Origin of the sequence: Bradyrhizobium tunisiense (genome assembly GCF_042263385.1) — a bacterium.
Lineage (GTDB): Bacteria > Pseudomonadota > Alphaproteobacteria > Rhizobiales > Xanthobacteraceae > Bradyrhizobium > Bradyrhizobium tunisiense.
The window spans coordinates 1,117,791-1,141,616 of record NZ_JBHLEV010000002.1 but is presented as its reverse complement, the minus strand read 5'-3'; the positions used below and the strand labels follow the sequence as shown (position 1 = coordinate 1,141,616).

At 63.9% G+C, this 23,826-nt stretch carries 21 protein-coding genes and 1 tRNA gene; 9 read left to right on the top strand and 13 right to left on the bottom strand.

Annotated features, from left to right (window positions below; genetic code table 11):
- The first annotated feature begins 104 nt into the window (after positions 1-104).
- The 3 genes from ACFDR6_RS12875 to ACFDR6_RS12865 all read left to right on the top strand — a co-directional run bounded on the left by ACFDR6_RS12875 (position 105) and on the right by ACFDR6_RS12865 (position 1,508).
- Positions 105-389, top strand: a complete 285-nt coding sequence (locus tag ACFDR6_RS12875; protein ID WP_212084859.1) for a hypothetical protein — start codon at positions 105-107, stop codon at positions 387-389.
- Between the two features lie 337 nt (positions 390-726).
- Positions 727-945: a hypothetical protein gene (locus ACFDR6_RS12870; protein WP_212084861.1), complete on the top strand. Its 219-nt coding sequence runs from the start codon at positions 727-729 to the stop codon at positions 943-945.
- Positions 946-1,088: 143 nt separating this feature from the next.
- Positions 1,089-1,508, top strand: coding sequence for a hypothetical protein (locus ACFDR6_RS12865; RefSeq protein ID WP_212084863.1), 420 nt, complete (start codon positions 1,089-1,091; stop codon positions 1,506-1,508).
- Between the two features lie 27 nt (positions 1,509-1,535).
- On the opposite strand, the gene ACFDR6_RS12860 is transcribed toward ACFDR6_RS12865, so the two are convergent.
- Positions 1,536-1,838: a hypothetical protein gene (locus tag ACFDR6_RS12860; RefSeq protein ID WP_018317940.1), complete on the bottom strand. Its 303-nt coding sequence runs from the start codon at positions 1,836-1,838 to the stop codon at positions 1,536-1,538.
- 129 nt (positions 1,839-1,967) lie between these two features.
- Positions 1,968-2,195: a hypothetical protein gene (locus tag ACFDR6_RS12855; protein WP_212084865.1), complete on the bottom strand. Its 228-nt coding sequence runs from the start codon at positions 2,193-2,195 to the stop codon at positions 1,968-1,970.
- 260 nt (positions 2,196-2,455) lie between these two features.
- Between ACFDR6_RS12855 and ACFDR6_RS12850 the strand changes: the two genes are divergently transcribed.
- Positions 2,456-3,541 carry an AI-2E family transporter gene (locus ACFDR6_RS12850; protein WP_212084878.1) on the top strand — a complete coding sequence of 362 codons (1,086 nt, stop codon included), beginning with the start codon at positions 2,456-2,458 and terminating at the stop codon, positions 3,539-3,541.
- A 143-nt stretch (positions 3,542-3,684) separates the two neighbouring features.
- On the top strand, positions 3,685-4,077 hold the full coding sequence (locus ACFDR6_RS12845; protein ID WP_063203337.1) for an NUDIX hydrolase: 393 nt from the start codon (positions 3,685-3,687) through the stop codon (positions 4,075-4,077).
- Between the two features lie 436 nt (positions 4,078-4,513).
- On the opposite strand, the gene ACFDR6_RS12840 is transcribed toward ACFDR6_RS12845, so the two are convergent.
- On the bottom strand, positions 4,514-4,756 hold the full coding sequence (locus tag ACFDR6_RS12840) for a hypothetical protein (RefSeq protein WP_317239424.1): 243 nt from the start codon (positions 4,754-4,756) through the stop codon (positions 4,514-4,516).
- A gap of 776 nt (positions 4,757-5,532) precedes the next feature.
- Between ACFDR6_RS12840 and ACFDR6_RS12835 the strand changes: the two genes are divergently transcribed.
- Complete coding sequence (locus ACFDR6_RS12835) at positions 5,533-8,637, top strand: DEAD/DEAH box helicase (RefSeq protein ID WP_375858569.1); 3,105 nt, start codon at positions 5,533-5,535, stop codon at positions 8,635-8,637.
- A 435-nt stretch (positions 8,638-9,072) separates the two neighbouring features.
- Complete coding sequence (locus tag ACFDR6_RS12830; RefSeq protein WP_375858497.1) at positions 9,073-9,759, top strand: hypothetical protein; 687 nt, start codon at positions 9,073-9,075, stop codon at positions 9,757-9,759.
- A gap of 62 nt (positions 9,760-9,821) precedes the next feature.
- On the opposite strand, the gene ACFDR6_RS12825 is transcribed toward ACFDR6_RS12830, so the two are convergent.
- The 7 genes from ACFDR6_RS12825 to ACFDR6_RS12795 form a co-directional block, all read right to left on the bottom strand.
- On the bottom strand, positions 9,822-10,064 hold the full coding sequence (locus ACFDR6_RS12825; protein WP_212084884.1) for a hypothetical protein: 243 nt from the start codon (positions 10,062-10,064) through the stop codon (positions 9,822-9,824).
- A gap of 353 nt (positions 10,065-10,417) precedes the next feature.
- Positions 10,418-10,588, bottom strand: a complete 171-nt coding sequence (locus ACFDR6_RS12820) for a hypothetical protein (protein ID WP_375858496.1) — start codon at positions 10,586-10,588, stop codon at positions 10,418-10,420.
- 605 nt (positions 10,589-11,193) lie between these two features.
- The gene (locus ACFDR6_RS12815; protein ID WP_375858495.1) at positions 11,194-12,462 is read right to left on the bottom strand and encodes an MBOAT family O-acyltransferase; all 1,269 of its coding nucleotides are present in this window, start codon (positions 12,460-12,462) and stop codon (positions 11,194-11,196) included.
- A gap of 119 nt (positions 12,463-12,581) precedes the next feature.
- Positions 12,582-13,559, bottom strand: a complete 978-nt coding sequence (locus tag ACFDR6_RS12810; RefSeq protein ID WP_375858494.1) for a hypothetical protein — start codon at positions 13,557-13,559, stop codon at positions 12,582-12,584.
- 257 nt (positions 13,560-13,816) lie between these two features.
- Positions 13,817-13,892: transfer RNA gene (locus tag ACFDR6_RS12805), tRNA-Lys, on the bottom strand.
- A gap of 311 nt (positions 13,893-14,203) precedes the next feature.
- The gene (locus ACFDR6_RS12800; RefSeq protein ID WP_375858493.1) at positions 14,204-16,864 is read right to left on the bottom strand and encodes a glycosyltransferase; all 2,661 of its coding nucleotides are present in this window, start codon (positions 16,862-16,864) and stop codon (positions 14,204-14,206) included.
- Between the two features lie 217 nt (positions 16,865-17,081).
- On the bottom strand, positions 17,082-17,663 hold the full coding sequence (locus ACFDR6_RS12795; RefSeq protein ID WP_212084898.1) for a beta-1-3, beta-1-6-glucan biosynthesis protein: 582 nt from the start codon (positions 17,661-17,663) through the stop codon (positions 17,082-17,084).
- A gap of 353 nt (positions 17,664-18,016) precedes the next feature.
- Here ACFDR6_RS12795 and ACFDR6_RS12790 point away from each other — a divergent pair, with 353 nt between their 5' ends.
- Positions 18,017-19,576: a glycoside hydrolase family 17 protein gene (locus ACFDR6_RS12790; RefSeq protein ID WP_375858492.1), complete on the top strand. Its 1,560-nt coding sequence runs from the start codon at positions 18,017-18,019 to the stop codon at positions 19,574-19,576.
- On the opposite strand, the gene ACFDR6_RS12785 is transcribed toward ACFDR6_RS12790, so the two are convergent.
- From ACFDR6_RS12785 to ACFDR6_RS12775, 3 genes are all read right to left on the bottom strand, one after another.
- The gene (locus ACFDR6_RS12785) at positions 19,536-19,916 is read right to left on the bottom strand and encodes a hypothetical protein (RefSeq protein ID WP_212084900.1); all 381 of its coding nucleotides are present in this window, start codon (positions 19,914-19,916) and stop codon (positions 19,536-19,538) included. The genes ACFDR6_RS12790 and ACFDR6_RS12785 overlap by 41 nt on opposite strands.
- Positions 19,917-20,370: 454 nt before the next feature.
- Positions 20,371-20,811, bottom strand: a complete 441-nt coding sequence (locus ACFDR6_RS12780) for an MgtC/SapB family protein (protein ID WP_212084903.1) — start codon at positions 20,809-20,811, stop codon at positions 20,371-20,373.
- A gap of 136 nt (positions 20,812-20,947) precedes the next feature.
- On the bottom strand, positions 20,948-22,285 hold the full coding sequence (locus ACFDR6_RS12775; RefSeq protein WP_375858491.1) for a hypothetical protein: 1,338 nt from the start codon (positions 22,283-22,285) through the stop codon (positions 20,948-20,950).
- 171 nt (positions 22,286-22,456) lie between these two features.
- Between ACFDR6_RS12775 and glmU the strand changes: the two genes are divergently transcribed.
- Positions 22,457-23,812 carry a bifunctional UDP-N-acetylglucosamine diphosphorylase/glucosamine-1-phosphate N-acetyltransferase GlmU gene (gene glmU / locus ACFDR6_RS12770; RefSeq protein ID WP_375858490.1) on the top strand — a complete coding sequence of 452 codons (1,356 nt, stop codon included), beginning with the start codon at positions 22,457-22,459 and terminating at the stop codon, positions 23,810-23,812.
- Positions 23,813-23,826 lie beyond the last annotated feature (14 nt).

Sequence of the window (23,826 nt, the reverse complement as noted above, 5' to 3'; positions counted from 1 at the left end):
TCAACAATGCGCCGGGCCGTCGGCGCGCGATGAACGCCGTGATTGCGTTGCCGGCCGTTCCGGTGCTTCCATGGCGGGCATTGCACCGGTTGGGGAGCGAGGGCATGCGAAGCGCCTGGTTTTTCCTTTTCGCGACACTGCTTGCAGCCATCCCGGCCCATGCGGGCGGACCGTACCCGGCCGTGCCGCCCGAAACCGGGATCGCGCCATTCGTGGGGCCGACCTGGGACACCTATCGCTGCACACGGGGGCCGGTGACCAATTTCTATCACCGGGCCTATTACGGCGAGGAGCCGCCAGCGCTCTATCGCGGCTATGCTTACCGGCCGTACTACCGCTACAGCGCCTATCGCAGATTGCCGCGCACATACTTCTGCGTCACCGATTAGCGTTGCCGCGCGGTTCCGGTGAGACGGCAAGCGGCCGATAAGTTGGTTCCTGTGTTTCGTTTTTAACCGAGCGAGGCCGGGTGGGATGGTAAGAGTGTGCCCACCGGGGCTGGCGACATTTCAACCCGCATCCGTTTTTGAACCCGGCTTTGGCCGCTGGCGCAATCGTCAGCGGCCTTTTCATGGCCGCGTATCGCGAAATCATCCAATGGTAACACGATCTCAACCAGCCTGGCGTATCGACGAATCCGTCGCGGATTTGTATTGCGTACCGCGACACTGAAATGTCTCGCCGGCGTGGGTGCGCCGCGCGGGCCTTTTCGCCGGGACAGACTTCATGCCGAGCGCCATTGAGCAGATCGTCGACAGCTATGTGCGGCTGAAGAACCGCCGCGGACTCGACGAGCTGATGATGCACCGGCAGCGGCTTGCGGTCGATCTGAAGAGCAAATCCGGCTATGATTTCAGCCTGCCGATCGGCCAGATCGACGAGGAGATCGCGATCATCGAGGCTGGCCTCAGCCGGCTCAAGGCGGAGAATTCCACGGCGATCTAGCGGGGCTACACTCGGGGGACGGCGCGTCGTCGCAGTCCGAGACCGGTTCATGCATGGTTCAGGCCGGCCATGTCTCAATCCCTGGGTCGTTTCGTGGGACGCGAATCCTGCTAGGCTTGTCCACGTGATTTGGAGGAGACGTCATGATCGAGCTTGCGCTGGCTGGCCTGCTTGCATTTGCAACCGTGCCTGCGGCATCGCCGGGGCCCATGGTGGAGCAAGTTCAGTTCAGAGGGGGGCCAGGCGGACAATGTCCGCACGGCTATGATTACAACCACTCGAACGGCCGCTGCTATCCCAACGATCATCATGCACCGGGTGTCTATACCCGGGATACCGGACCGGGCTATGGGCGCCGTGGCGGCTTGTGCCCGCACGGTTACGACTACAATTACTCGACCGGCAGCTGTTATCCGAATGGTGCGCGTGCGCCCGGCGCCTATGGGCGACCCGAGTATCACGGCCAGCGCGGCGGGCTTTGTCCGCACGGCTACGATTACAATTATTCGCAGGGGCAGTGCTATCCGAACGGCGCACGCGCGCCCGGAATGTACGGGCGATAACCGATCGCCGTGCCAGGGCAGGCGCGCTCAGTCGCGCCGGCCGCCGTCGATCACGGTGAACAGCGGCCGAGCCGGGGTCGGCTCGACCAGCAACTCCTCCACCAGCGCCGTGGCTGCATCGACATATTTGCGCGTCGGCTTGTCCAGGGGGCGCTTGGCCTCATCGTCGAGCGCGATCTTTGCGGCTTCGACCAGCTTGCGCATGCGTGCCGCATGGTCGTCGCCCGCCGTCAGCGTGGCGCGCGCGAGCGAGCGCAGCACGAACAGCTCGCCCTCGAGGCGGAGCAGGCGGTCGTTGAGCCTGGTAAGGACGGCGTTGAGGTCGGCCATGATTGCTGTTCGGCGCGAGGGATCCATCCTGATCTAGCGGCGATCGGTGAATGGAGTCCAAACGCGGCCGGTGCAATTGGGCCGATCCTCCGGTCCGTCCCGGATGAGCCGCGGCAGGTGGTGGCAGGCCTACCACTCGACGTCCGCCCAGCGCCTCCCGAACACGGGCGGCCGTGTCTTCACGGCTTGCCAGCTGAAGAAATGATGCTTGCCGGACCAGGTGTGCACGACGCCGCTGCAGATGCTGCATTTGAAGCTGCCGGCGTGGGTTTCGCTGTGCTCCTCCCTGGTCGCGGTGTAGTCCATACCGCATCCCGCACAGGTGAATTGTTCGATCGTCCAGATGGTGTTGGCCATTGCGCCGCATGCTTTTTGGGATCTCGATCCACGGTAGTCACGCGGCGTTTGCAGCGGCGTAAACCGGCGCGGGGAAATCCGGTTAACCGGCGTTAGCCAAGCCGGCCGCGTTGTGGGCCCGTCTCGCCATGGGGAATGGTCCGAACTGCTCCCTACCGTGGCCCGGGCAGTTCCACTCGCCTTGACGCCGGATGCGTTGCTGGCAATAACGGCTAGGCCTCGCAAGCACCGGAAGTTGCGTTCATGCCGCAAGGAAGGCAGTGCCCGTGAAAAGTCTCCGTCAGCTCCTGACCGGAGAGGACGTCATCCAGCTCGTGATCCGGCTCGGCCTGCTCGCCCTGCTGATCATCTGGACCTTCCTGATCATCCGCCCGTTCGTGCCGATCCTGGCGTGGAGCGGCGTGCTCGCCGTCGCGTTCTATCCGGCCTTCAGCTGGGTCGCCAAGGTCCTCGGCGGCCGGCCCAAGACCGCAGCAGCAATCCTGACCCTGATCACGCTCGGCATCGTCATCGGCCCGGCGACCTGGCTCGGCATCAGCGCGGTGGACGGCGTGCGCGAGCTGGCACAGCAGCTCGGCACCGGCGATCTGGCGCTTCAGGCAGCGCCCGAGCAGCTGAAGACGTGGCCGCTCGTCGGTCCCTGGCTCTACGACCTCTGGGACCAGGCCTACACCAACATCCGTACGGTGGTGCGCGAGGTGGCGCCCTATCTCCAGCCGCTGGCGGGCCCGCTGCTTTCGTTTGCGGGCGATGCCGGCGTCGGTACGCTCCAGTTTCTGGTCTCGGTGTTCGTGGCGGGCTTCTTGTTTCCGCATGGGCCGAGGCTGGTCGCGGCCGGGCGCGGCTTCCTGTTTCGCATCGTGCCCGAGCAGACCGAGCATTTCCTGTCGCTTGCGGGCGCGACCATCCGCGCCGTGGCCCAGGGCGTGATTGGCGTCGCGATCGTGCAGGCGCTGCTCGCCGGCATCGGCTTCAAGCTTGCGGCGGTGCCGAGCGCCGGCCTTCTCGCTTTCATCGTGCTGCTGCTCTCGATCGTGCAGATCGGCGCCTTCCTCGTGCTGCTGCCGGTGATCATCTGGATCTGGACCGCCAAGGACGTCACCACGGCGCTTCTGCTCACCGTGTTTCTCGTCCTGGTCGGCTTCATCGACACCATGTTGAAGCCGCTCGTCATGGGTCGGGGCTTGACCACGCCGACGATCGTGATCTTCGTCGGTGTGATCGGCGGCACGCTCGCCCACGGCATCGTCGGCCTGTTCATCGGGCCGATCATCCTGTCGGTGGCCTGGGAGATGATGATGGCGTGGATCCGTACGGAGGATCGGGCAGGGGCGGGCGAGGGCTGATCTCGCCTGGAGTGGCGCGATCTGCCCGCGCTGTCTCGTCACGTCCCGACGGCGCGCGGGCCTGTGATCAAAGTCTGTCGCAAACTTGTCTGTTCGACTAGACAAGTTACGATTGGAACGATTCTGTTTCATTGACGGCAGCGATGGCGAAGTCTTCGAAGCTGGTTGCAGCGAGGCGCGGCAAGGTATTGTTGGTCAGGCGCCGGTCGGACGGCCTGTGGATGTTCCCGGGCGGCCGTAAGCGTGCGCGCGAGTCCGACAAGGATTGCCTGCGTCGGGAGATCAGGGAGGAACTGCCCAAGCTGAAGCTCGGCAGGATCAGCCTCTGGAAGGAAGTGAAGGCGAGGAACAAGCGCTCCGGCCGCAAGATGAGCGACGCGATCTTTATTGCCAAGACGGCCAAGGGCAGGTTGGCGATCGGCGACAAGAAGGAGATCGACCGTGCCGCCTGGCAGAAGCCGCGCGGCATCCGTCTGACGGCGACCTCGCGCTATATCCGCGACCGCCTGTTTCCGAGGAAGCAGAAGCGCAGGTGAGCTAGTCCTCGCGTTCCGCCGATCGCGTCCGTCCGGCGAACGACCTCGATCGAGCCACGCGCGGCTCCGGAGCAGCTAGTCTTGCCTCATCCGCCTCCCGCATCTCCTTGCGGGCCTTGCGCGCATTTCGCATCGCGCGCTTGATGAAGGGGTGTTGGGAGTCCTCGGCGAAGAACAGCACCACTTCGCAACCCGGACATTGCCTGGAATAGCCGTCTTGCAACCGCCCGGCGCGATCGCGAAACACGTTCTTGCACCGCGTGCACTGGATCTGGACCGAACTCATGCGCGGACAACAATGACTTTTGAAATGGATCGTCAGGTGATCCCAAATGTCTGAAGAAAGCTTGAATACCTTCGGCGCGCGGCAAAGCGCCGTCGGCCGGCCGCGCGGCCGGCGGCGGAAGGGTCCCGGTTGAAAACAGGCTGTCGGCTGTTATTGCTTGGCCGCGATCGTCTCCAGGCAATGGTTCAGGAAAGCGGTGCGGTCTCTCGGCAGCACCTTCTCGAGATCCGCCTTCAGCGCGCATTCGCGCTGGCGCAACTGCTCGGCCCGGCGCTTCTCGGCCGCCTCGCGGAATTCGGGAGCGACCTTCTTGGGGTCGACCAGCGGCTGTGAGCGGGCGGGAGCGGTCGCAAGCAACGCGATGGCGGCGATGAAGAAAATGAATGGTTTCAAATGAGCCTCCGTGAAAGAGGCCATCGTAGCGCGCGATGCGTACGCACTCAAACCGGGGCGCGGTATCCCGCTCCGGCTTGATGGGCAGACGGAGCGTGCCGGCGGCGCGTTTGGAACGATTGCTTACGGCAGGCGTCGAATCCTGGCTCTCGGCCCAACCCCCAAGCCCCCTAAAGCCCCCGGGCCGCGAGAAAACCTTCCCCACAAAGGTTGGCGACCTCGGTCCCCCGAGGTCGTTTGTCTGTTGCAAGGCGTGTGAACCAGCTCACAAGCGCGCGGCGAATCCGCTGTTATGAAGAGGTCATTGCTTAACCGATTCATTTTGAACGAAACGCCCCAGCGTGGCTCCAAGCGCTGGGGCTTTTTCGTGGCCCCTGCGCGCAGAACGTCTACAATCGCGCCAGGCGTCGCATCGCGCGACGCAGATCCCACGCCGCGCCAGTTCCGATCCGTAGCCTGATCAAACAACCCGTATGTCGGGATCGCAGCGCCACGCCGAGCGTTGCGACCAGGCGTGCGTTCGTGGGGCAAATCCCATATGCAGGGCGAGAAGTCGCCGAATCGAAATATGGGCGGCTGGCGTTCAGTTGACGACGGTTTACGACCAGAAACGGATCCAAGTGAGGCTTACAAAAAAGGCGCGGGTGGCCAAGACGCTCCCGAAGAAGCCGCTCCCGAAGAAGACGCCGCCGAAGAGGGCGTTGCCTGGCAAGACGTCGCCGAGGAGGAGCAAAGCGGCGCAGCGCGGCACGATCTCGTCTGCGTCGCCGCTCGGCCTGCTGGCTCTCCATCTGCTTGCCCAATGGAAACAGTCTGGACGCAGCGGCATCGTTTTTCTCGCCGAGAGCGAGAACAGGGCGGAGCGGCTGGGCAGTGTCATTCACGCGCTCGACCCTGCTTGCGAGGTTTTGGTGTTTCCGCGATTGAACACCTTGCCGTTCGATCAGCTGGAGCCGTCGCACGAACTCGCAGGACGCAGGGCCTCCGTCCTGAGGCGCCTCGCAAAATCCAAGAAGCCGCTGTTTCTCGTCTCGACGGCGGAAGCCGTGATGGAGCGCCTGCCGCCGCCGGCGAGCCTGTCGCGCCTGAGCCTGAGCTTGAAGGTAGGCGGCGCCTTCTCGGAGAGCGACCTCGAGGCGCGCCTCGAAGCCTTGGGATACGACCTCGAGGACGAGCCGGATTATCCGGGCGGGGCGCTGTTCCACGGGCAGACCTTCGAGATATTCCCCGCGGGCGCGCTGGGGCCGTTCCGGATCGAGCATTCGGATCGCGCGATAAAGCGGATCGTGGCGTTCGATCCGAACGAGCACAGGATCATCTTCGAGACCAGGGAGCTTCTCGTCGATCCCATGTCGGAGCGACTTGGCCTCGCCGGCAAAGGCAGCAGGCGCGCGAGCCTGTTCGACTATTGCGGGCCTGCCAAATGGATCGCCGATGCGGGCGTCCCGGTGCACGCCGACGGCTGGTTCGATACCATCGAGGAGGCCGCGCCGCGTGCGGAGCGTGAGCGCGAATATCTCGGACGGCGCGACTGGAAGCAGCTCTCCAGGGGCATGAAGGTGCTGCCGCGCGCTTCGTCCTTCCAGACCATCCCGGAGTTTTCGAAGCTGACATCCGCTAGGAAGGCGCTGCGTGGTTTCGTCGAGGAGACGCGGCGCGCCGGCTCGCGACTGATCCTCGTCGCAGCGCAGGAGGACGATCTGCGCGTGATGGAGCGGATGAGCGGCCTCAAGGCGCAGCGCTGTGACGATTGGGACGAGGCGACGCGCGGGCGCAGCGGCGAGGTGGCACTGCTGGCCGATCTCGATGCGGGCTTCGTCGTGCCGGGGAAAAAGCCTCTCGTCGTGGTGACGGCCTCCGACGTGCTCGGCAGCCGGGCGCATCATCCGCAGCCGATGGCGCGCGCCTGGAGCGCGGCGTTCGAGCATGCCGACGTGCCCGAGCAGGGCACGGTGGTCATCCATCTCCAGCGCGGCCTCGGCGTACTCGACGGCCTGCAGACCGTGAACACGGGCGGCGGCGCGCTGCGCGAGATGATCCGCCTGAAGTTCGCCGGCGACAACGCCGTGCTCGTGCCGCCGCCTGATCTTGCCTTGATGTGGCCTTACGCGGCCGAGCTCGGCAAGCTTTCGCTCGACAAGGCGGACGGCAGCACATGGTGGGCCCGCCGCACCTCGGCCGAGCGCGAAATCCAGGCCGCCGGCAAGGCGCTTGCCAAGCACATCAGCCAGCGCCGCCGCCGGCGCGGCGAGAAGCTGGTGCCGCCGGGATCGGCCTACGAGAAGTTCGTCGCGCGGTTTCCCTATTTCACCACCAGCGACCAGGCCAAGGCGGTCGCCGATGTGCTCGACGATCTCGCATCCGGTCATCCCATGGACCGGGTGATCTGCGGCGACGTCGGCTTCGGCAAGACCGAGGTTGCGTTGCGCGCGGCCGCCGCCGTGGTGCTGTCGGGCAAGCAGGTGGCGATCGCGGTGCCGACGACGGTGCTCGCCCGCCAGCACGTCGCAACGTTCCAGAAGCGTTTTGCGCCATTCGGCATCGAGGTCGGCAATTTGTCGCGGGCGACCTCGGGCGCGGAGCTGCGCGAGACCAGGGAGGGCCTGCGCAGCGGCCGGATCAAGATCGTGATCGGCACCCAGGCGCTCACCGGCAAGGACGTCAGGTTCGACGATCTCGGCCTCGTCATCATCGACGAAGAGCAGCATTTCGGCGCGGCCGAGAAGGCCAAGCTCGCGGGCCTTGCCAAGAACGTCCACGTGCTCATGATGAGCGCGACGCCGATCCCGCGCACGCTCGCCGCGGGCCTTGCCGGCTTCCGCGACCTCAGCGTGATCGCATCGCCCCCGGTGCACCGGCTGCCGGTCGCGACGCGGATCGCGCCGCTGTCGGACGCGGCGATTGCCTCCGCGCTGCTGCGCGAGCAGCGCCGCCACGGCCAGAGCTTCCTGATCTGCCCACGCATCCAGGATCTCGATCCGATGCTGGCGCGGGTGCAGGCGGTGGCGCCCGACTTGCGCATCGTCTGCCTGCACGGCCGATTGGCGGCCGACGAGATCGACGATCGCATGATGAGCTTCGTCGAGGGCAGGGCCGACGTCCTGCTCGCCACCAACATCGTCGAGAGCGGGCTCGACATTCCGCGCGCGAACACCATCGTGGTCTGCTGGCCGGAGAAGTTCGGCCTCGCCCAGCTGCATCAGCTGCGCGGGCGCGTCGGCCGTGGCGGCATCCGCGCCTTCGCCCATCTCCTGACCGAGACGCAGTCCGGGCAGTCCGAGAAGCGGCTGGCCGTGCTCGAGGAGTTCAGCCGGCCCGGCGCGGGCTTTGCCATCAGCGAGCGCGACCTGGATCTGCGAGGCGCCGGCGATTTGTTTTCGGAGGAGCAATCCGGCCACGTCCAGGTGTTCGGGCCCGTGCTCTACAGCCACCTCCTGAAGATGGCTTCGGAGAAGCTCGACGAGGGACAGGCGGTGTGGGTGCCCGACCTCAATCTTCCGGTCGCGGACATGCTGCCCGAGACCTACGTGCAGTCCGAGCCGGTGCGTCTCGAACTCTATGCGCGCGCCGCAAGATGCAGCGACGAGGACGACCTCGAAGACCTCGAGGAGGAAACCGCCCGCCGCTTCGGACCTTTGCCGAAGGTCGCGCGCGACTTCTTCGCTGCAGCCAGGCTCAGGTTCGAATGCAAGCGACGCGGCATCATCCGCCTCGATGTCGGCCCCGAGGCGGCGGCCGCGACGTTCCTGCCGGGACGCTTGAAGAAATCGCGGGGCAAGTCGCTGCAACGCGACGGTGATCGCGTCGTCTATCACGCCAAGATGCAGGACGCGCCGTTCGAGCGGGTGGAGGAGCTGTTCGAGCTGCTGGACGAGGGGTAGGGCGGATCAAAAACTGCGAAAACAACCCCATGCACAGTAGCTAAGTGCTGGTGGCGTAACGTGTTTTGAATCCGGGAAACAGGCTGGTCGCAACCACCTGAGTGCACGCCTCGTCCTTCGAGACGCCGCTTGCGCGGGCTCCTCAGGATGAGGCTAAGCAGCACCGGTGCTCGTTGAAACTGGCGCCGTCCACGCGGTCCTCATCCTGAGGGCCCGCCGACGGCAGGCGTCTCGAAGGATGGCCACAGGCGAAATCGCGTCCAGATGCGATGGCCTCCGTATTCAGCCGGGGTCGGCCGGCCACGTCGCTAACGTGGAATTAATTCAAAATGCTCACAATTTTAGGCAGTTGTGTATGGGTGCTGCGTAAACGGTGCGTCGCGAGGGCGTTCCAGGGGGCGGCTTCCTATTGCTCGCTCATTGGGGTCAACGCAAATGACCGCGACATTCGAAACGGCAAGCTTCGCAGAAGAGCTCGACGCTGTCGCGCTGGCCGACGCCGCGTCAACGCTTGAATCCGACACTCCCGAAGCTCCGGAGCCGGTCAAGCGGTCCAGTCGCAAATCGATCCTGGCCTTTTCGGTGTGTGCCCTGGCCATTAACGGCGCGGCGGCCATCTATACCTTGCCATCTGATTTTTCCTCGCTGAACGTCAGCCGCCTGGCCGAACTGCTTCCGCGCCTGGAAGCGTCCGAGCCAAAGCCGGATCCCGTTGTCGCTGCGTTGAAGGACATTCAGGCGGCCCAGCAGCAACACACTGCGTTGCTGCAACAGAGCAATCAGGCAGCCGACCAGAACTCGGTTATGCTGCAGCAGGATTCGATGCTGCTGCTGTCGCTGCGACAGAGCATCACGGACGAGCGGGTCGATGTGAAGAAGATCTCATCGCAGCTGTCGACGCTGATTGCGAAGGTCGATGCGCTGCAAAGCGCCACGATGATGTCGGACGTCACGTCCTCCATTCGAAGAGCGAATGCCCGCTATGGACTGTCCGCCGCGATGCGCAAGCGGCTGGTTCGGGAGCCCAAACCAGTTGGGCCCGTCGGTCCGGCCGGGCCTCTCGGGCCGGTTTCCGTTGGCGGCGCTCCGTTGACCGTGCCGGCCGCGGCTCCGGAAAGCTGACGACCGCAACGTCCCTGATCGACCAGGTCGCCCCGGGATTGGCCGTGAGGTCTGGCAGTTCGTCACTTCGCGGCGTGATCGATCTTGTGCGCCAAATGCCCGGTGTCGTGATCGCGACGCAACTGGCTCAGCGACGTCTCGTTCAGCTGGGCGAGGATCTCGCTGAGTGGCGTCGCATCGGGATACCCGGCCGCAAAACCCCTTCCGTAGATCTTGCGCAATGTGCCGACCAGCGTGTTGCCGTGCTTCTTGCTGATGCTGCCATCCTTGTCGCGATGGCGGCCGTCCAGGCCCGCTTCCTTCATGTCTCTCTCCCGTAAGGCGTCTTAAAGCGCCTACAGAGAGCCTGCGCCCAAACCAGTGGACTGGCAATGGTGGTGCCCCGATCGGGACATCAGATAATGGAACGATTGCTCGATGGGAGCTGAGCCGATGCGTGCCTTCTTTCCGTAGGTCGGGCTGTCGCTCGTATCATGCAGTGCCGTGGAGGCAGCAACAGCGCATCGTCCTCGCGCGCCATGACAGGGTGCATCGGCCGCACGCGAATGCAAGCCCGCCGGCACGCTTCGCGGTCCCCGTCTGGAGCGACGCAGCGCTGGTTGAGCAATGCCTCGTCGAACGTCGGCCGAGGCGGATAACGGCAGGTGATCGCTCGGGATTAGGCGGCCTGCTCTTCGAAGGAGGTGTAGACGCGGCCGTTGGGATCAACGACCTGAACGTCCCAGCAGCCGTCCTCAACCAGTTCCTTGGCCTTCTTGAGCGCCGCGGCGAGTGACGCCCGCTTCAGGTTGACGACGCCCGCCGTGTCGAAACCGTTGATCTCAAACATGCCGTTCCTCCGGTTTTGGGGAATCCTACACGTTTCCGGCCCGTTGTCTTCCGGCATTTTGGGCTCGGGCGGCCGGGAGCAGCCGCGGGTGCGACGCAATGGCAGAGCGCGGCAAGTCGACAGCATGGTGCGCCCGGCGCGCGCTCGGCCATTTCGGTCTCAAGCCAGCCGGATGGTGTCCACCCGCAGACACGGACGGCACTGGTAGGCATGCTCCGCGGGAAGCGTGAGGATTGCGGGCAGGGTCGCCAAAAACGTCATCGGCCGTCTGCACTTGGAGCAGATCAGAACGGGCGGACTGTCTTTCGCTGCGCAGATCATCGCCAAAATGCCTGGAAGGGTAGGGCACAATAGGCGCGTGCTGCGGGGAGTCATCTCGGGGCGACTACTGGAGTCTATCGGAAATTGGCGCTTCTCTTGCCACAAAGGAGCTGTTGGACCCGCCTTGGATGGATCGATTTAGTTTCTGCGAAACGATCGCTGGCAATTCGGTTGGTTATTCGCAGTCTTGAGAATTGCTCAGATAAACCGATCGCGGTCGCAGTGGCGGCCGATCGCAACGAATGATGGGTTTTGCAAGAGTTCAACCACCCTGCGTGATGATCTCAGAAGTGAAAGTAAATGAACTCGAAACTCTCGCTGCCGTTCAAGGACAGCACTGCACAGGCGGCAAGAAGTCCAAAGGCGACCGCGTACGCTGGCTTCGATTGAACCCGGGATACCAGATCGGACGTGTTGGGAAGCAATAGGGCTAGCGCTGCCGCGATGCAAATGACGATCGCAGGCAATATAGGATCTAGATGAGAATCGGTGCCCACGCTCCTGCTTCCGATCAATCCCTTGTAGATGCGTATCGCGGAGTCAAAATGCTGAGCTCTGAATAGCACCCAACCGAAGACAACGAGTAAAAAGGTCAACGGCCAACAGATTATAGCTGGCATGGGCAATTTGGACCGTCGCCAAAGAACGTCTATTCCAAGCCCTGCTCCATGCAGGATGCCCCAAGCGATGAAGGTGAGGCCGGCGCCATGCCACAGGCCGCCGAGCGCCATGGTTGCGAGAAGAGCCCAGAGCTGGACAACGAGGCCATGCCGATTGCCGCCTAGTGGAATGTACAAATAGTCTCGCAGAAAGCGAGACAGCGTCATATGCCATCTTCGCCAAAAATCCTGTAGTGAGGTTGCGCGATAGGGGGCATCGAAGTTCTGCGGTAGGGTGATGCCGAACAGTAGAGCGGACCCGATCGCGATATCGGTATAGCCCGAGAAGTCAAAGAAGATCTGAAAGGTGAATGCTAGAGTCGCGATCCAAGCATCAACGGGTGTAACAGACGAAGTCTCTGCTGCCTTGAAGACCGGATCGGCGATTGCTGCAAGGTTGTCACCAAGCATGGTCTTTTGGCAAAGACCGAGAATGATCAGCATTAGTCCGTTTGCTGCGCGCTTCCATTGCTCATTGGCACCCGAAAGAGGCCTCGCGAACTGATGCATGACTTCACGCCAGCGAACCAATGGTCCAGCAAGTACCTGCGGGAAAAACGCAATGTAGAGTCCATATTCGACCAAGGAATATTGTGGTGCAAGCTTCCGCCGCAAATCCGTCAGATACATGACATGATGGAAGGTAAGAAACGAGATTCCGAGCGGCAGCGCTATATCGAACTTCGGAGTGGCGACCCATCGAATAGGCAGAAGGCCGAGTAGAAAGTTCAGATATTTGAATACCGCGAGCGCCAAGAGGTTGCCACAGATTGCGCCATAGATGATCCAGGACTGGGATGTCCGGACAAACCAGCGCGCGGCGAGCCAGTTAATGATGATGGACAGCGCGATCAGAGGGATAAAGCGCGGATCCCAGTAGCCGTAGAACACCATCGATAGCGCGAGTAGAATCTCAAGCCGCCAATTGGGAAGCCACCTGCAGCACGCGACATAGACGAGCCATGCTGACGGAAGAAAGACGGCGAGATAACCGAACGAATTGAAGAGCAAGTTCAGGGCCCTTTGAGTTCGGTCGGAATAGCGAGCCCGATGCTGTCCTCGATAAGTGCCGCATAGGCCCGTCGATAGTGAATGGCATCGAAGAAGTGTGCGGCGTTGTGATTCTCTGGGCGATCCTCGCTAGACCAGTCGAGCACCTTGACATGGCGAAGATCTGACGTTGACTGCACTAGAGTGCTCTTGCATTCACGGTCTGTTTTGTCGGCATCGCTTCCTGGCCGCGGAATGTAGGTGACGTAGCGCGGTGTCCAAACGAGTACAAAGAAAGCCGGCGATGAGCGACCGATGGCCTCGGCGAGACGCTCGATTGCCGGAAAACGGCCAGTCGAATTGGAGGATTTCTCCGGCCTCGCATTGCCACTCAGGATCGCCCGTACCGTGTCGATGTCATGATGGACAAATGGCCCGGTAAATGGGTGATAGCCGTCCGTTGCAATCCACGGCCGGTAACCGTCGGCTTTCATCGATTGACGGTTCGAGAATATCGTTGCGAACTGCTTGAAGGACGTTTCGCCGGCAAGGCCGACCAAGTAGTGCGACACTGATGAGTAGAGCCAATACGGGAAGGGCCGATGCTCCTGGAAATCGGCTCCGCACCATGTCTCTGGAAGCAACGCTGCGACAATGATCTTGGCGTCAGGATGTTGAGCCAAGAAGAACGTCATTGTTGCGATCGAAGCGGGAGCTGCAGTGCCGGAAATCGAGAGTGACACAAACCTCTGGCCGGTCGATGTGCTCAGGGATTCAGGCATCAATGGCATTGAGGAGGAATTGCCGATGATCGCGGAGTTGAATTGAGGGGCGACCGCGCGGGATACCATCACGGGGCGCTCCTCGATGAAGCCGAACTGATCGCCCTCGCTAAGCCGGAGGCGTCCGAACGGATCTAGAACCGCCAAGATCGCAACTGCGAGGAAAAGCCCGAAAGTCAAGCTGGCCGCGCCAAACGCGATATAGCGGCGCCAGCTCATGCCGCTGATCAACCTGGACAAAGTAACAAACCCCAACTGCAATCAATGAGTGAATAATCGCAAAAGTTGTGCCTGTCCACCATCGCTTTGAACTCGCGAGCCGACATTCACTCGCTGCAGCGCGATCTGGACCGGAGCGGCGCCGAGACAGGCCGCCGGGTGATTGAACAGTCACCGCTGCCGGGAGCTTCCTGCTCGCTGGAGAAGTGAACCTGTCGAGTGTGCTTCTTGTTGCGATGCAAATACTTGCTTGTATTTGGTGAGCGCGCTGGGGCTCGAACCCAGGACCCCGTGATTAAAAGTCACGTGCTCTACCGGCTGAGCTACGCGCTCCCATGGCCGCTGATGGCTTCAAAGAGATCGCCATCGTGTTCGGACATTCGAGAAGCATGTCTTGCCGCTACGCTATGAGCGTCGCGAGGAAAAACCGGCTGTTTCCGGATCATGCTCTCGGCCTGCGCTGTGTAGGGGCAGCGGCTGCGCAGGTCAATAGTGCGGGGCGCTGCCGAAAGTCTCGGCAGGAGTGGGGATTTTCTTGCGGGCTCCACGGCTTAGGCCGGAATTCTCAACCCGATTGGCGGGCCGCCATCCCGTCGAAGAGCACGTGACTTTTCATCACGAGGTCTCAACCGGCTGGGTGCCCGTCAGTTCGTCTCCCGCCGCACCTCGTTCGGCACCGCCTGCGGCGCGCCCACCGGAGGCAGCGTCACCGGGCGGAGGCCGATCAGCTCGGCGGTCCGGATCGCGCTGTCGCGCCAGAACTGGAACGAGTTGATGCGGCTGAGCTCGAGGACGGCGATTGCGACCGCGGCCAGGAATGGCAGGCTTTGCAGCAGGAGGACGCCGGCGAAGATGTAGATCTCGGTGATCTGCTTGTAGCTGTTGGTGGCGATCAGGACGCCGGCGCCGATGATGAGGAGGGCGCCGATCACGGCCTCCCAGAACGCCTGGAACTCGATCGACATCCTGGACAGGCCGCCCTTCGAGGTGCGGGCGAAGGCGATGTGCTCGGTGATCAGGCCCTGCGCCACGGCGCGCGACACCGTCCATTGCACGCTCATCGCCGCGATCATGGCGCCCAGCATCTGGCCGGGCTTGATGGCGACGCGGGCGCGGTACATCGACAGGAAGTGCGCCAGCGAGACGATGAAGGCGCCGATGATCGGCAGCGTCAGAATCTTGTCGGGAATGGCGATGTCGGCGAAGGCGACGATCGGCACCCAGACGAGATTGAGCAGCGCCACGACCACGCCGAGGCTTTCGGCGCCCAGCCAGTTCAGCCAGCCGAGGCCGTATTCGCGCTTCTGGTCGGGCGTCAGGCGGCTCTTGCCGGGCAGGAATTGGCGCCAGTGCTTCTTGACGATCTGGAGGCCGCCATAGGCCCAGCGGTGACGCTGCTTCTTGAAGGCCTCGTAGGTGTCGGGAAGCAGGCCCTGGCCATAGCGGTGGTTGGTGTAGTGCGTGGTCCAGCCGAGCTCCTGGATCGCAAGGCCGAGGTCTGAATCCTCGCAGATCGTGTCGCTCGACCAGCCGCCGGCCATGTCCATCGCGGCGCGGCGGATCAGGCACATCGTGCCGTGCACGATAATGGCATTGGCCTCGTTGCGCTGGACCATGCCGATGTCGAAGAAGCCGGCATATTCGCCGTTCATGATGTAGTGCATGATCGACAGGTCGCCGTCGCGATGCTCCTGCGGCGCCTGCACGAGGCCGACGCTCGGGTCGGCGAACGCGGGCACGAGGTCCTTCAGCCAGTCGGGATCGACGACGTAGTCGGCATCGAGGATGCCGATGATCTCGGCATCCGCTGCCGTGCGGTCCATCGCGATGCGCAGCGCGCCGGCCTTGAAGCCCTGCACCTTCTCGGCGTTGATGAACTTGAAGCGTTCACCGAGCGCGCGGCAATGATCCTGGATCGGCTGCCAGAAGGCGGGATCGGGCGTGTTGTTGATGATGACCACGCATTCGTAGTTCGGATAGTTCAGCCGCGACAGCGCATCCAGCGTCTGCTTCAGCATATCGACCGGCTCGAAATAGGCCGGGATATGGATCGAGACCTTGGGGCAGTAATTCTCGGGCACGTTCTCGACCGGCCTGTCCTTGGCGATCAGGCGCTGCGGCGGCCGGCCGAAGGCGACCGCGGCGATCTCGTCGATGCGCGCCATCGCGATCAGGACCAGCGGAACGAGAAGGATCATGCCGAGCGTCAGCGCGAAGGCCGAGCCGAACAGGAAGTAGTGGCCGTTCCAGTAGGCGAACACGGTCGCGGCCCAGGCGCCGACGCCGTTGGCGGTCGCCGACAGCAGGAAGGCCTGCCTGGCGGTCGGCTTTTCGATCCGCAGAATCGGTAGAGACAGCAGCACGCCGACCAAGAGCGCAATGCCCATCAGCTTCCAGTAATCGGGATTCTCCACCGGGCCGGTCCAGGCGAATTTCGGCTCGCGGCTGGCATTGAGGATGCCCCAATAGGGACCGACGCCACCTTCGAAGAATTTCCAGGGCTGATCGATGGCTTCGACGATGTTGTAGTCCATGCCGAGCGCTTCGGCGCGGGTGACGAAGTTGCGCAAGGTCACCGCCTGCTGGAACGGACCGGGGTCTGCGTTGCGCAAATTATAGCCTGCGCTCGGCCAACCGAACTCGGCGATCACGATGCGCTTGCCCGGGAACTGATTGCGCAGGAGGTTGTAGCGGTCCACGGCCTGGTCGACGGCCTGATCCGAACGGAAGTTTTCCCAATAGGGCAGCACGTGCGCGGCGATGAAGTCGACGTTGGAGGCGAGGTCAGGGAAATCGCGCCAGATGTTCCAGATCTCGCCCGTCGTAACGGGAACGCGGACCGCGCTCTTGACCTTCTTGATCATCCGGATGAGGTCTTCGACCTTCTGCTCGCCGCGGTAGATCACCTCGTTGCCGACCACGACGCCGACGACGTTGCTGTTCTTGCGGGCGAGCTCGATCGCAGCCTTGATCTCGCGCTCGTTGCGATCCTCGTCCTTGTCGATCCATGCGCCGACCGTAACCTTGAGGCCGAACTCGGCCGCGATCGGCGGCACCAGCTCGTTGCCCTCCGTCGCGGAGTAGGAACGGATCGCTCGCGTGAGGGTCGAGAGCTTCTTCATGTCCGCGCGAATCTTGTCGGGGTCGACGTTGAGATCGACGACATGGCCCGGTTCGAACGGCGTATAGGACAGGCTCGGCACCAGGCCCTTGAAATCCGGCGCGGGTTCCCTGTCGCGCAGGACTCCCCATAACCCAGCGTGGAGCGCGGACACGAGCAACAGAACGGCGGCGACAACGCGCATCGCGGCTAAACCAAAAGGGGCTGAGGGGGCAGGGCAGCGGATCCGACCCCGAGATCCGACCAAGTCCACGGCAAAGGAAGCATATCTCCGCCGTGCGGTTCAACTGTCATGGCCTCATGTCCTTATTATGAGGGCATGGCCTTTTTCGAACGACGCGCGGCGGTGCCAACCGCGTCTATGGCCGATCGTTCCTGAACGAGAGCTGAAACGATCGCGGCTATTTCGGGGGGGCCGGGGACGGGCTCGCCGCAGGCGAGGGGCTGGCGGCCGGCTGGGGTTGTGCATTGGCGGCCGGCGCGGCCGGTTGGGCGGCGCTCGCCGCCTGCGGCTGGGAGGCCGGATTGATCCAGCAAGCGTGCACGCGGCTGTCCAGGGTCTCGGCGACCTTGGGATCGATCTGCCCGCCGAAGCGGGTCAGGCAGCGGAACGCAGCCTGGATGTGGCCGCCGGGGCAGCCAAAGCGATCGTAGAGGTCGAGATGGCGGAACGCGGTATCGAGGTCATCCCGCCACATCAGCCGAACCACGCGCCGGCCGAGCCAGACGCATTCGGGGTTGCCGGCCGGGCCGTTGATGACCTGGGCTGCTTCTGCGAACTCGTCGGTGCGGCGCTGGTTCTGGGCGGTATCCTTGGCGGCGTCGGCGGGCTGGGCGGCGGCCTTGCCCTGGTCCGGGGCGGGCGTGCCGCTCTGGGCGGAGGCGCCACCGAGACCGGCGAGAACGAGAAGGCAGGAGACGGCCAAGGTGGCGGCGAACTGCCGCAGGACCGCATTTCGTGACTCGAACACCCGTTGCCGCATGAATTCCCCAATGTATCCGCTGGCCGTCCGCGTCAGGATCCCGCGGACGCGCCGGTGATGGCGTCCAAATGGGTCTCCAATGCGGCGGAAAAGTCTTTCGGAGTCCATGACCTGTATTTGGAATTTTGTCCAGCAAAGTCACGATGCTAGGCCCCGGTCGAACGGCCGCAGCCGGTTTCTTTGGAGCAGGCGCGGATCCGCGGAGCGGATACATGCGTCGGATCCACATTTGGGCCCCCCTTGGCAGACGGCTTGCAAGCAGGTAATCGACGGACCCTTCGCGGAGGACGGAACCGATTTCTCTTCGTACGCCACTGGCGCTGCTGCTCGTTTCACTGGGTGCGATTGCTGCCGTGTGGTGGTGGTTGGCGACGCCGATCACGCTCGCGCGCGCCCCGATCGATCCCGCCGAGAAGGTCCAATGCGTGTCCTACGCGCCGTTCCGCGGCGAGCAGACGCCGCTGGAGCCGTGGACTCATATCGAGGCCGAGCAGATCGAGCAGGATCTGCGCCAGCTCAAGGAGATCACCGACTGCGTCCGCACCTATTCCATGGAGAACGGGCTCGACCAGGTGCCGGCGATCGCGGCAAAGGTCGGCGGAATGAAAGTGCTGCAGGGCATCTGGCTCTCCAGCAATCGCACGAAGAATTACGAGCAGGCCGGCCTTGCGATCCGCCTCACCAAGCAGTTCCCCGAGATCATCACCACGGTCATCGTCGGCAACGAGGTGCTGCTGCGCGGCGAGATGACGACGGCCGACCTCGTCTCCATCATCCGCTTGGTGAAGGGGCAGGTCAGCGTGCCCGTCACCTATGCCGACGTCTGGGAATATTGGCTGAAGAACCGCGAGGTCTATGACGTCGTCGACTTCGTCACGATCCACATCCTGCCCTATTGGGAAGATTTGCCCGTCAAGGCCAAATTCGCTTCCGCCCATGTCGAGGCGATCCGCGAGCGCATGGCGGTGGCCTTCCCCGGCAAGGAGATCCTGATCGGCGAGACCGGCTGGCCGAGCGCGGGACGGATGCGCGACGGCGCGTTGCCCTCGCGCACCAATCAGGCGCGTGTGGTCTCGGAAATCCTCGGCCTTGCGAAGGCGAACAAGTTTCGCGTCAACCTGATCGAGTCCTACGACCAGCCGTGGAAGCGCAAGCTGGAAGGCACCGTCGGCGGCTATTGGGGCCTGTACGATTCGGTCCGCCGGAACCTGAAATATCCGCCGGGCCAGGCGATCAGCAACTTCCCGTACTGGAAATGGTACATGGGCGCGGGCATGGGACTTTCCGTGCTGGTGTTCGCGGTCGCCCTCATCACGCTGCGCCGGCGGCCCTGGACGCCGCGCTTCTCGGCCTGGCTCGGCGTCGGTATCTCGGCGACGACGGCAGGGATCCTCCTCGGGATCGGCGTCGACAAGATGTATTACGAGAGCTACGGCATCGGCGGCTGGCTGCTCTGGGGCGCGCTGCTGCTGGCCGGCATCCTGTCGCCGATCTTCTGCGCGCAGGCGATGGTGATCGGCCGCAGCCTTCCGACCTTCCTCGATCTGCTCGGTCCGCGCGAGGGCCGCAAATGGTCGAAGCTCACCGCCGTGCTCGGCCTGACGCTCGCGGTGACGGCGGTGATCGCGGCCGCGACCGCGCTCGGCTTCGTGTTCGACCCGCGCTACAAGGATTTTCCCTACGCCGCGCTGACGATGGCGGTGGTACCGTTTGCGCTATTGATGCTGAACCGGCCGCAGATCGGCCAGCGTCCGATCGCCGAAGCGGTGTTCGCGGGGCTGCTGGCGCTGTCGGGGGTCTTCGTGCTCTTCAACGAAGGCCGCGACAACTGGCAGTCGCTGTGGACCTGCGCGATCTATCTGTTGTTCGCGCTCACGCTGTGGCGGGCGCGGGCCGAGCAAAGCCAAGAATGAACAGGCCGATCGCAAGGCCCGACAGCACGACATTGTAGAGCACGATGCCGAGGCCCGCCGCGATGATGCCGACGGTGAGCAGCACGATCGACGGGCGCATCAGGTTCAGCGTCGCAACCACCAGCGCGACGATGCCGAACACCGAATTCTTGAACAGCACGGTCGAGACCGACCGCGCCTTGCAGGTCAGCGTCTGAAGCCCGGCGTCACAGGCGAGGGCGACCTGCGAGAACTCGACCGCGAGATAGCGCACATAGAGCGCACAGCCGACGGAAACGAAGCCGACGACGATCAGGAACTGCACCTGGTAGGGCGTGAGACGGAAGGGCTTTTTTGTCATGGGGGCAATATGGTCGGGATGGCGCGGGCAGGCAACAGGGCAGGCGATGTTTCTGTCGATCCGCCGCTTCAGGCTTCCCGGAGGACAGGCGAGCACGAGGGTTGTTCTGGGCGTGTGACGCCTCACGCATGTGCCGCCGAGGAGTGAGCATAGACAAGCCAACGCAAGAGCAGTTGAACCAGCTCATGGGAGACCTTGCGCGTTCCGGCGCTGCTCCGCCAGCCGGCGCTCGTATTTCTCCGCCAATGCGATGAGTCGTTTCCTGATGTAGGGATCAGCCTGCTCGGCCAGCTCGCGGATCAATGTGAGCTGTCGCGCAGAAAATTCGTGTCCGTCATCTCCGCTCCGAATCAAATCCGTGGCGGATAGTGCAGTCCTACGCGAACCTCGTTCGTATCATTTGGTACGCTCGGAAGAGATGAAGTCGGTCACCTGCCGTGTGCGACTGCCAGGCTCATTTCAACCCCAGGCGGCGTTCGAGCCAGCTGAGCCCGAACAGCACGAACAGCGTGACTGCGATGGCGGCGCCGACCAGCAGCCAGGCGCCCAGCGCGCAGGCGATGCCAAGACCAGCAGCGATCCAGACGGTGGCCGCCGTCGTGAGGCCATGAACCGTCTTGGCCCTGACGTCGTGCAGGATGACGCCCGCGCCGATGAACCCGACGCCGCTCAGCACGCCGGTAACAATGCCTTGGACCACCCTCGAGATCGCATCCGGGTGGTCGCGCAGATTCTGAAACTCGATCACAGAAATCGAAATCAGCGCAGAGCCCAGGGCCACCAGCGCCAGGGTACGCATGCCCACCGGCTTGTCGTTCATGTCGCGATCGATGCCGATCACCAGCCCTGTCGCCGCGGCAACGAGGAGTCTCAGCACATCATCCAGTTCGTTCATCGGGGCCCTTGAGTTGGGTGGTGACGCGAACGCCTTCGGGCGCGCCGGAATGAACTCGCACTTCGCGAGAAAAAGCAGGCCGGTTCAAGCGGCCGATGGTCGCATGCTCGCCGCTCCACTGGCGGTGAGCGCAACACTATCGCCGGAAGAAAGAGGCCAGCCCTGATCCTGGAGATGCAGAGGCCTCCGGCTTCGCTGGCGCGGGCTGCGGCGCCGCAGGGGCGGGTGCTGGCTCCTCGCGCTTGGACGAGCGCTTCGAGGAAGAACTGCGGCGGCGCTTGTCCGGCTTGGCGCTGGGCGCGGGCGCGGTTTCGGCTTGCGGTGCCGCCTCCTGGCTCTTCTCGGAGGTTTTCTCCTGCACCCGGTCCTGATTCTTCTCGGGCTTCTCCGGTCCGCCGCGCATCGACAGGCGCTGGCCGTCGAACACGGCGGTCTCACAGGGACGATCGTTCTCGGCGAGGCTCGCGCAGAATTTTGCGGCGGCGGCGGCGTTGACGAGGGGGCCGGCACCCAGGCGGAGCTGCATGCCGAGGCCCGTGGCGCCCTCCTTGATCATGATGATCGGACGCAGCGCTCCAACTTCCGGATTGGATTTCGTCACGCCGCGCCAGAGCGCTCGCAGACCGTCGATCGAATTGGCGCCGCCGAGGTCGATCGCAAAGCGCGTCTGCTGGACTGCGATCGCGGGCGCCTCGGTCTCGGCTGCTTCCGGTGGCTTCGTTGCTGCTGCGACGACCTCGGCGGGGGCCGGCGCGGGCTCGGCGGCCTTCTCGGTTGTCTCGGGCTGAATCAATTTCGATGCGGCCGGATCGGGTGGCGCCATGATCGACTTGGACGGCACCAGCGGAATGGTCGGCAGCGCCGATGTCATGGCCGCCGATTGCTGCACGAGCGAGGCGGCCGCCGCGGTCTGCGGTGGCGGGCTCAGGAGCTCCTTCGAAGCTTCCTTCGGAGGATCCTTTTGAGCGTCCTTGGCGGCTTCGGTGCGCGGCTTCTCGGTCGCCGGAGTTGGCGTCGAGGCGACGGGTGCGACGCTGGGAGCTGCGGGTGCCGCCGCAGCATCCTGCGGCTTCGGCGGGGCGGTCGTCTGTTTGGCGATGGCGCCCGTGACGGAATCGAGGCCTTGCTCCAGCACCGTGACGCGTGAATAGAGCCGGTCGCGATCGCTGTTCAGCGTCTCTACGGCGGCAGCGAGCCGGCGGGCCTCGTTCTGGCTCTCCCGGGTCAGCATCTGGAGCCGGTCAGCCTGGCGTGCGAGATCGGCGGAGGCGACCTGGTCGCGTCGCCAGCCGAGCCCGGCCTGGTTGGCCATCACCGCGATGGTGACGGCGCCCACGGCCGCCACGCCCCACGAGCCCAGTCGCCACATCAGGCGGCGGTCGAGCGCGCTCTCCTCGGCTACAAGTCCGGAGAACAGCCCGCCGGTCTCCTTGGTGCCGAAGGCATCCGCCAGTGGGTCGGAATCCTTTGCCATGAACGTTAAGTGCCCAACCCCGAAGCTTCCCCGAATCAATCAGGGAACATTAACAGGAAAACCCCGTCACACTTGAATTCCGGGCGTTTGCGGGGGTAGCAAGGCGAGAGCTTTTCGGGATGACCCGCCGCCGTCGCGCCAATTGATTCGGCCGTATCTGACAGGATTTCGATGACCGCCCGTTCCAGCCTCACGATCGTGCTCGCCGCCGGCGAAGGCACGCGCATGCGATCGAGCCTGCCCAAGGTCCTGCATCCGGTCGCAAGCCAGACCTTGCTTGACCACGTGCTCGCTGCGGCACCCAAGGGAACCGGCACCTCGCTCGCGGTCGTGATCGGTCCCGATCACCAGGCGGTCGCGGACGAAGCGAAGCGCAGCAGGCCCGACGCGCTCACCTTCGTGCAGGCCGAGCGGCTCGGCACCGCGCATGCGGTGCTGGCGGCGCGCGAGGCGATCGAACGGGGCGTCGATGATCTCCTGATTGCCTTCGGCGACACGCCGCTGATCTCGGCCGAGACGTTGGCGCGGCTGCGCGCGCCGCTCGCCAGGGGCGCTGCGATCGCCGCGCTCGGCTTCCGTGCCGCCGACCCCACCGGCTATGGCCGCTTCATCGTCGAGGGCGAACGTCTGGTCGCGATCCGCGAGCAGGCCGATGCGAGCGCTGACGAGCGCAAAATCGATCTGTGCAATGCCGGCGTGATGGCGATCGACGGGCGCCGGGCGCTTCAAATCCTCGGCCAAATCGGCAATGCCAATTCCAAGGGCGAATATTATCTGACGGACGCGGTCGAAATCGTCCGCAAGCAGGGATGGGAGGCCGTGGTGATCGAGACCGGCGAGGACGAGGTGCGCGGCATCAACACCAAGGCACAGCTCGCCGAGGCAGAAGCCGTGATGCAGGCGCGCTTGCGCAAGGCGGCGATGGAGGCCGGGGTCACGCTGATCGCTCCCGAGACGGTTTATCTCGCCGCCGACACCATGTTCGGCAAGGACGTGACCATCGAGCCGTTCGTGGTGATCGGCCCCGGCGTGTCGATCGCCGACGGCACCGTGATCCACTCCTTCTCCCACATCGTGCAGACGACGCTGGGCAAGAACGTTTCGATCGGCCCCTATGCGCGCTTAAGGCCCGGCACCTCGCTCGGCGACGGCGCGCGGATCGGCAATTTCGTGGAGACCAAGGCGGCGACGCTGGAGGCGGGCGTCAAGGTCAATCATCTCTCCTACATCGGCGATGCCACCGTCGGTGCCAACTCCAACATCGGCGCCGGCACCATCACCTGCAACTACGACGGCTTCAAGAAGCACAAGACGGTGATCGGGCAGGGTGCCTTCGTCGGCACCAACTCCTCGCTGGTCGCGCCGGTGAAAATCGGCAACGGCGCCTATATCGGCTCGGGCTCGGTGATCACGCGCGACGTGCCCGACGATGCGATGGCGCTCGAGCGCAACCAGCAGACCATCCGGGAAGGCGGCGCGGCGCGCTATCGCGAGCTGAAGACGGGCGTCAAGAAACCGGAGAAGTGAGCGCCGCTTTGGGC

Bases quoted from the DNA above. Each gene is read 5' to 3' on its own strand.
- ACFDR6_RS12780 (WP_212084903.1), bottom strand. From the start codon at position 20,811: ATGAACGAACTGGATGATGTGCTGAGACTCCTCGTTGCCGCGGCGACA.
- ACFDR6_RS12830 (WP_375858497.1), top strand. From the start codon at position 9,073: ATGACCGCGACATTCGAAACGGCAAGCTTCGCAGAAGAGCTCGACGCT.
- ACFDR6_RS12800 (WP_375858493.1), bottom strand. From the start codon at position 16,864: ATGCGCGTTGTCGCCGCCGTTCTGTTGCTCGTGTCCGCGCTCCACGCT.
- ACFDR6_RS12815 (WP_375858495.1), bottom strand. From the start codon at position 12,462: ATGGTGTTCTACGGCTACTGGGATCCGCGCTTTATCCCTCTGATCGCG.
- ACFDR6_RS12810 (WP_375858494.1), bottom strand. From the start codon at position 13,559: ATGAGCTGGCGCCGCTATATCGCGTTTGGCGCGGCCAGCTTGACTTTC.
- ACFDR6_RS12785 (WP_212084900.1), bottom strand. From the start codon at position 19,916: ATGACAAAAAAGCCCTTCCGTCTCACGCCCTACCAGGTGCAGTTCCTG.
- ACFDR6_RS12865 (WP_212084863.1), top strand. From the start codon at position 1,089: ATGATCGAGCTTGCGCTGGCTGGCCTGCTTGCATTTGCAACCGTGCCT.
- ACFDR6_RS12795 (WP_212084898.1), bottom strand. From the start codon at position 17,663: ATGCGGCAACGGGTGTTCGAGTCACGAAATGCGGTCCTGCGGCAGTTC.
- ACFDR6_RS12820 (WP_375858496.1), bottom strand. From the start codon at position 10,588: ATGTTTGAGATCAACGGTTTCGACACGGCGGGCGTCGTCAACCTGAAG.
- ACFDR6_RS12870 (WP_212084861.1), top strand. From the start codon at position 727: ATGCCGAGCGCCATTGAGCAGATCGTCGACAGCTATGTGCGGCTGAAG.
- ACFDR6_RS12775 (WP_375858491.1), bottom strand. From the start codon at position 22,285: ATGGCAAAGGATTCCGACCCACTGGCGGATGCCTTCGGCACCAAGGAG.
- ACFDR6_RS12825 (WP_212084884.1), bottom strand. From the start codon at position 10,064: ATGAAGGAAGCGGGCCTGGACGGCCGCCATCGCGACAAGGATGGCAGC.
- ACFDR6_RS12860 (WP_018317940.1), bottom strand. From the start codon at position 1,838: ATGGCCGACCTCAACGCCGTCCTTACCAGGCTCAACGACCGCCTGCTC.
- ACFDR6_RS12855 (WP_212084865.1), bottom strand. From the start codon at position 2,195: ATGGCCAACACCATCTGGACGATCGAACAATTCACCTGTGCGGGATGC.
- ACFDR6_RS12845 (WP_063203337.1), top strand. From the start codon at position 3,685: ATGGCGAAGTCTTCGAAGCTGGTTGCAGCGAGGCGCGGCAAGGTATTG.
- glmU (WP_375858490.1), top strand. From the start codon at position 22,457: ATGACCGCCCGTTCCAGCCTCACGATCGTGCTCGCCGCCGGCGAAGGC.
- ACFDR6_RS12875 (WP_212084859.1), top strand. From the start codon at position 105: ATGCGAAGCGCCTGGTTTTTCCTTTTCGCGACACTGCTTGCAGCCATC.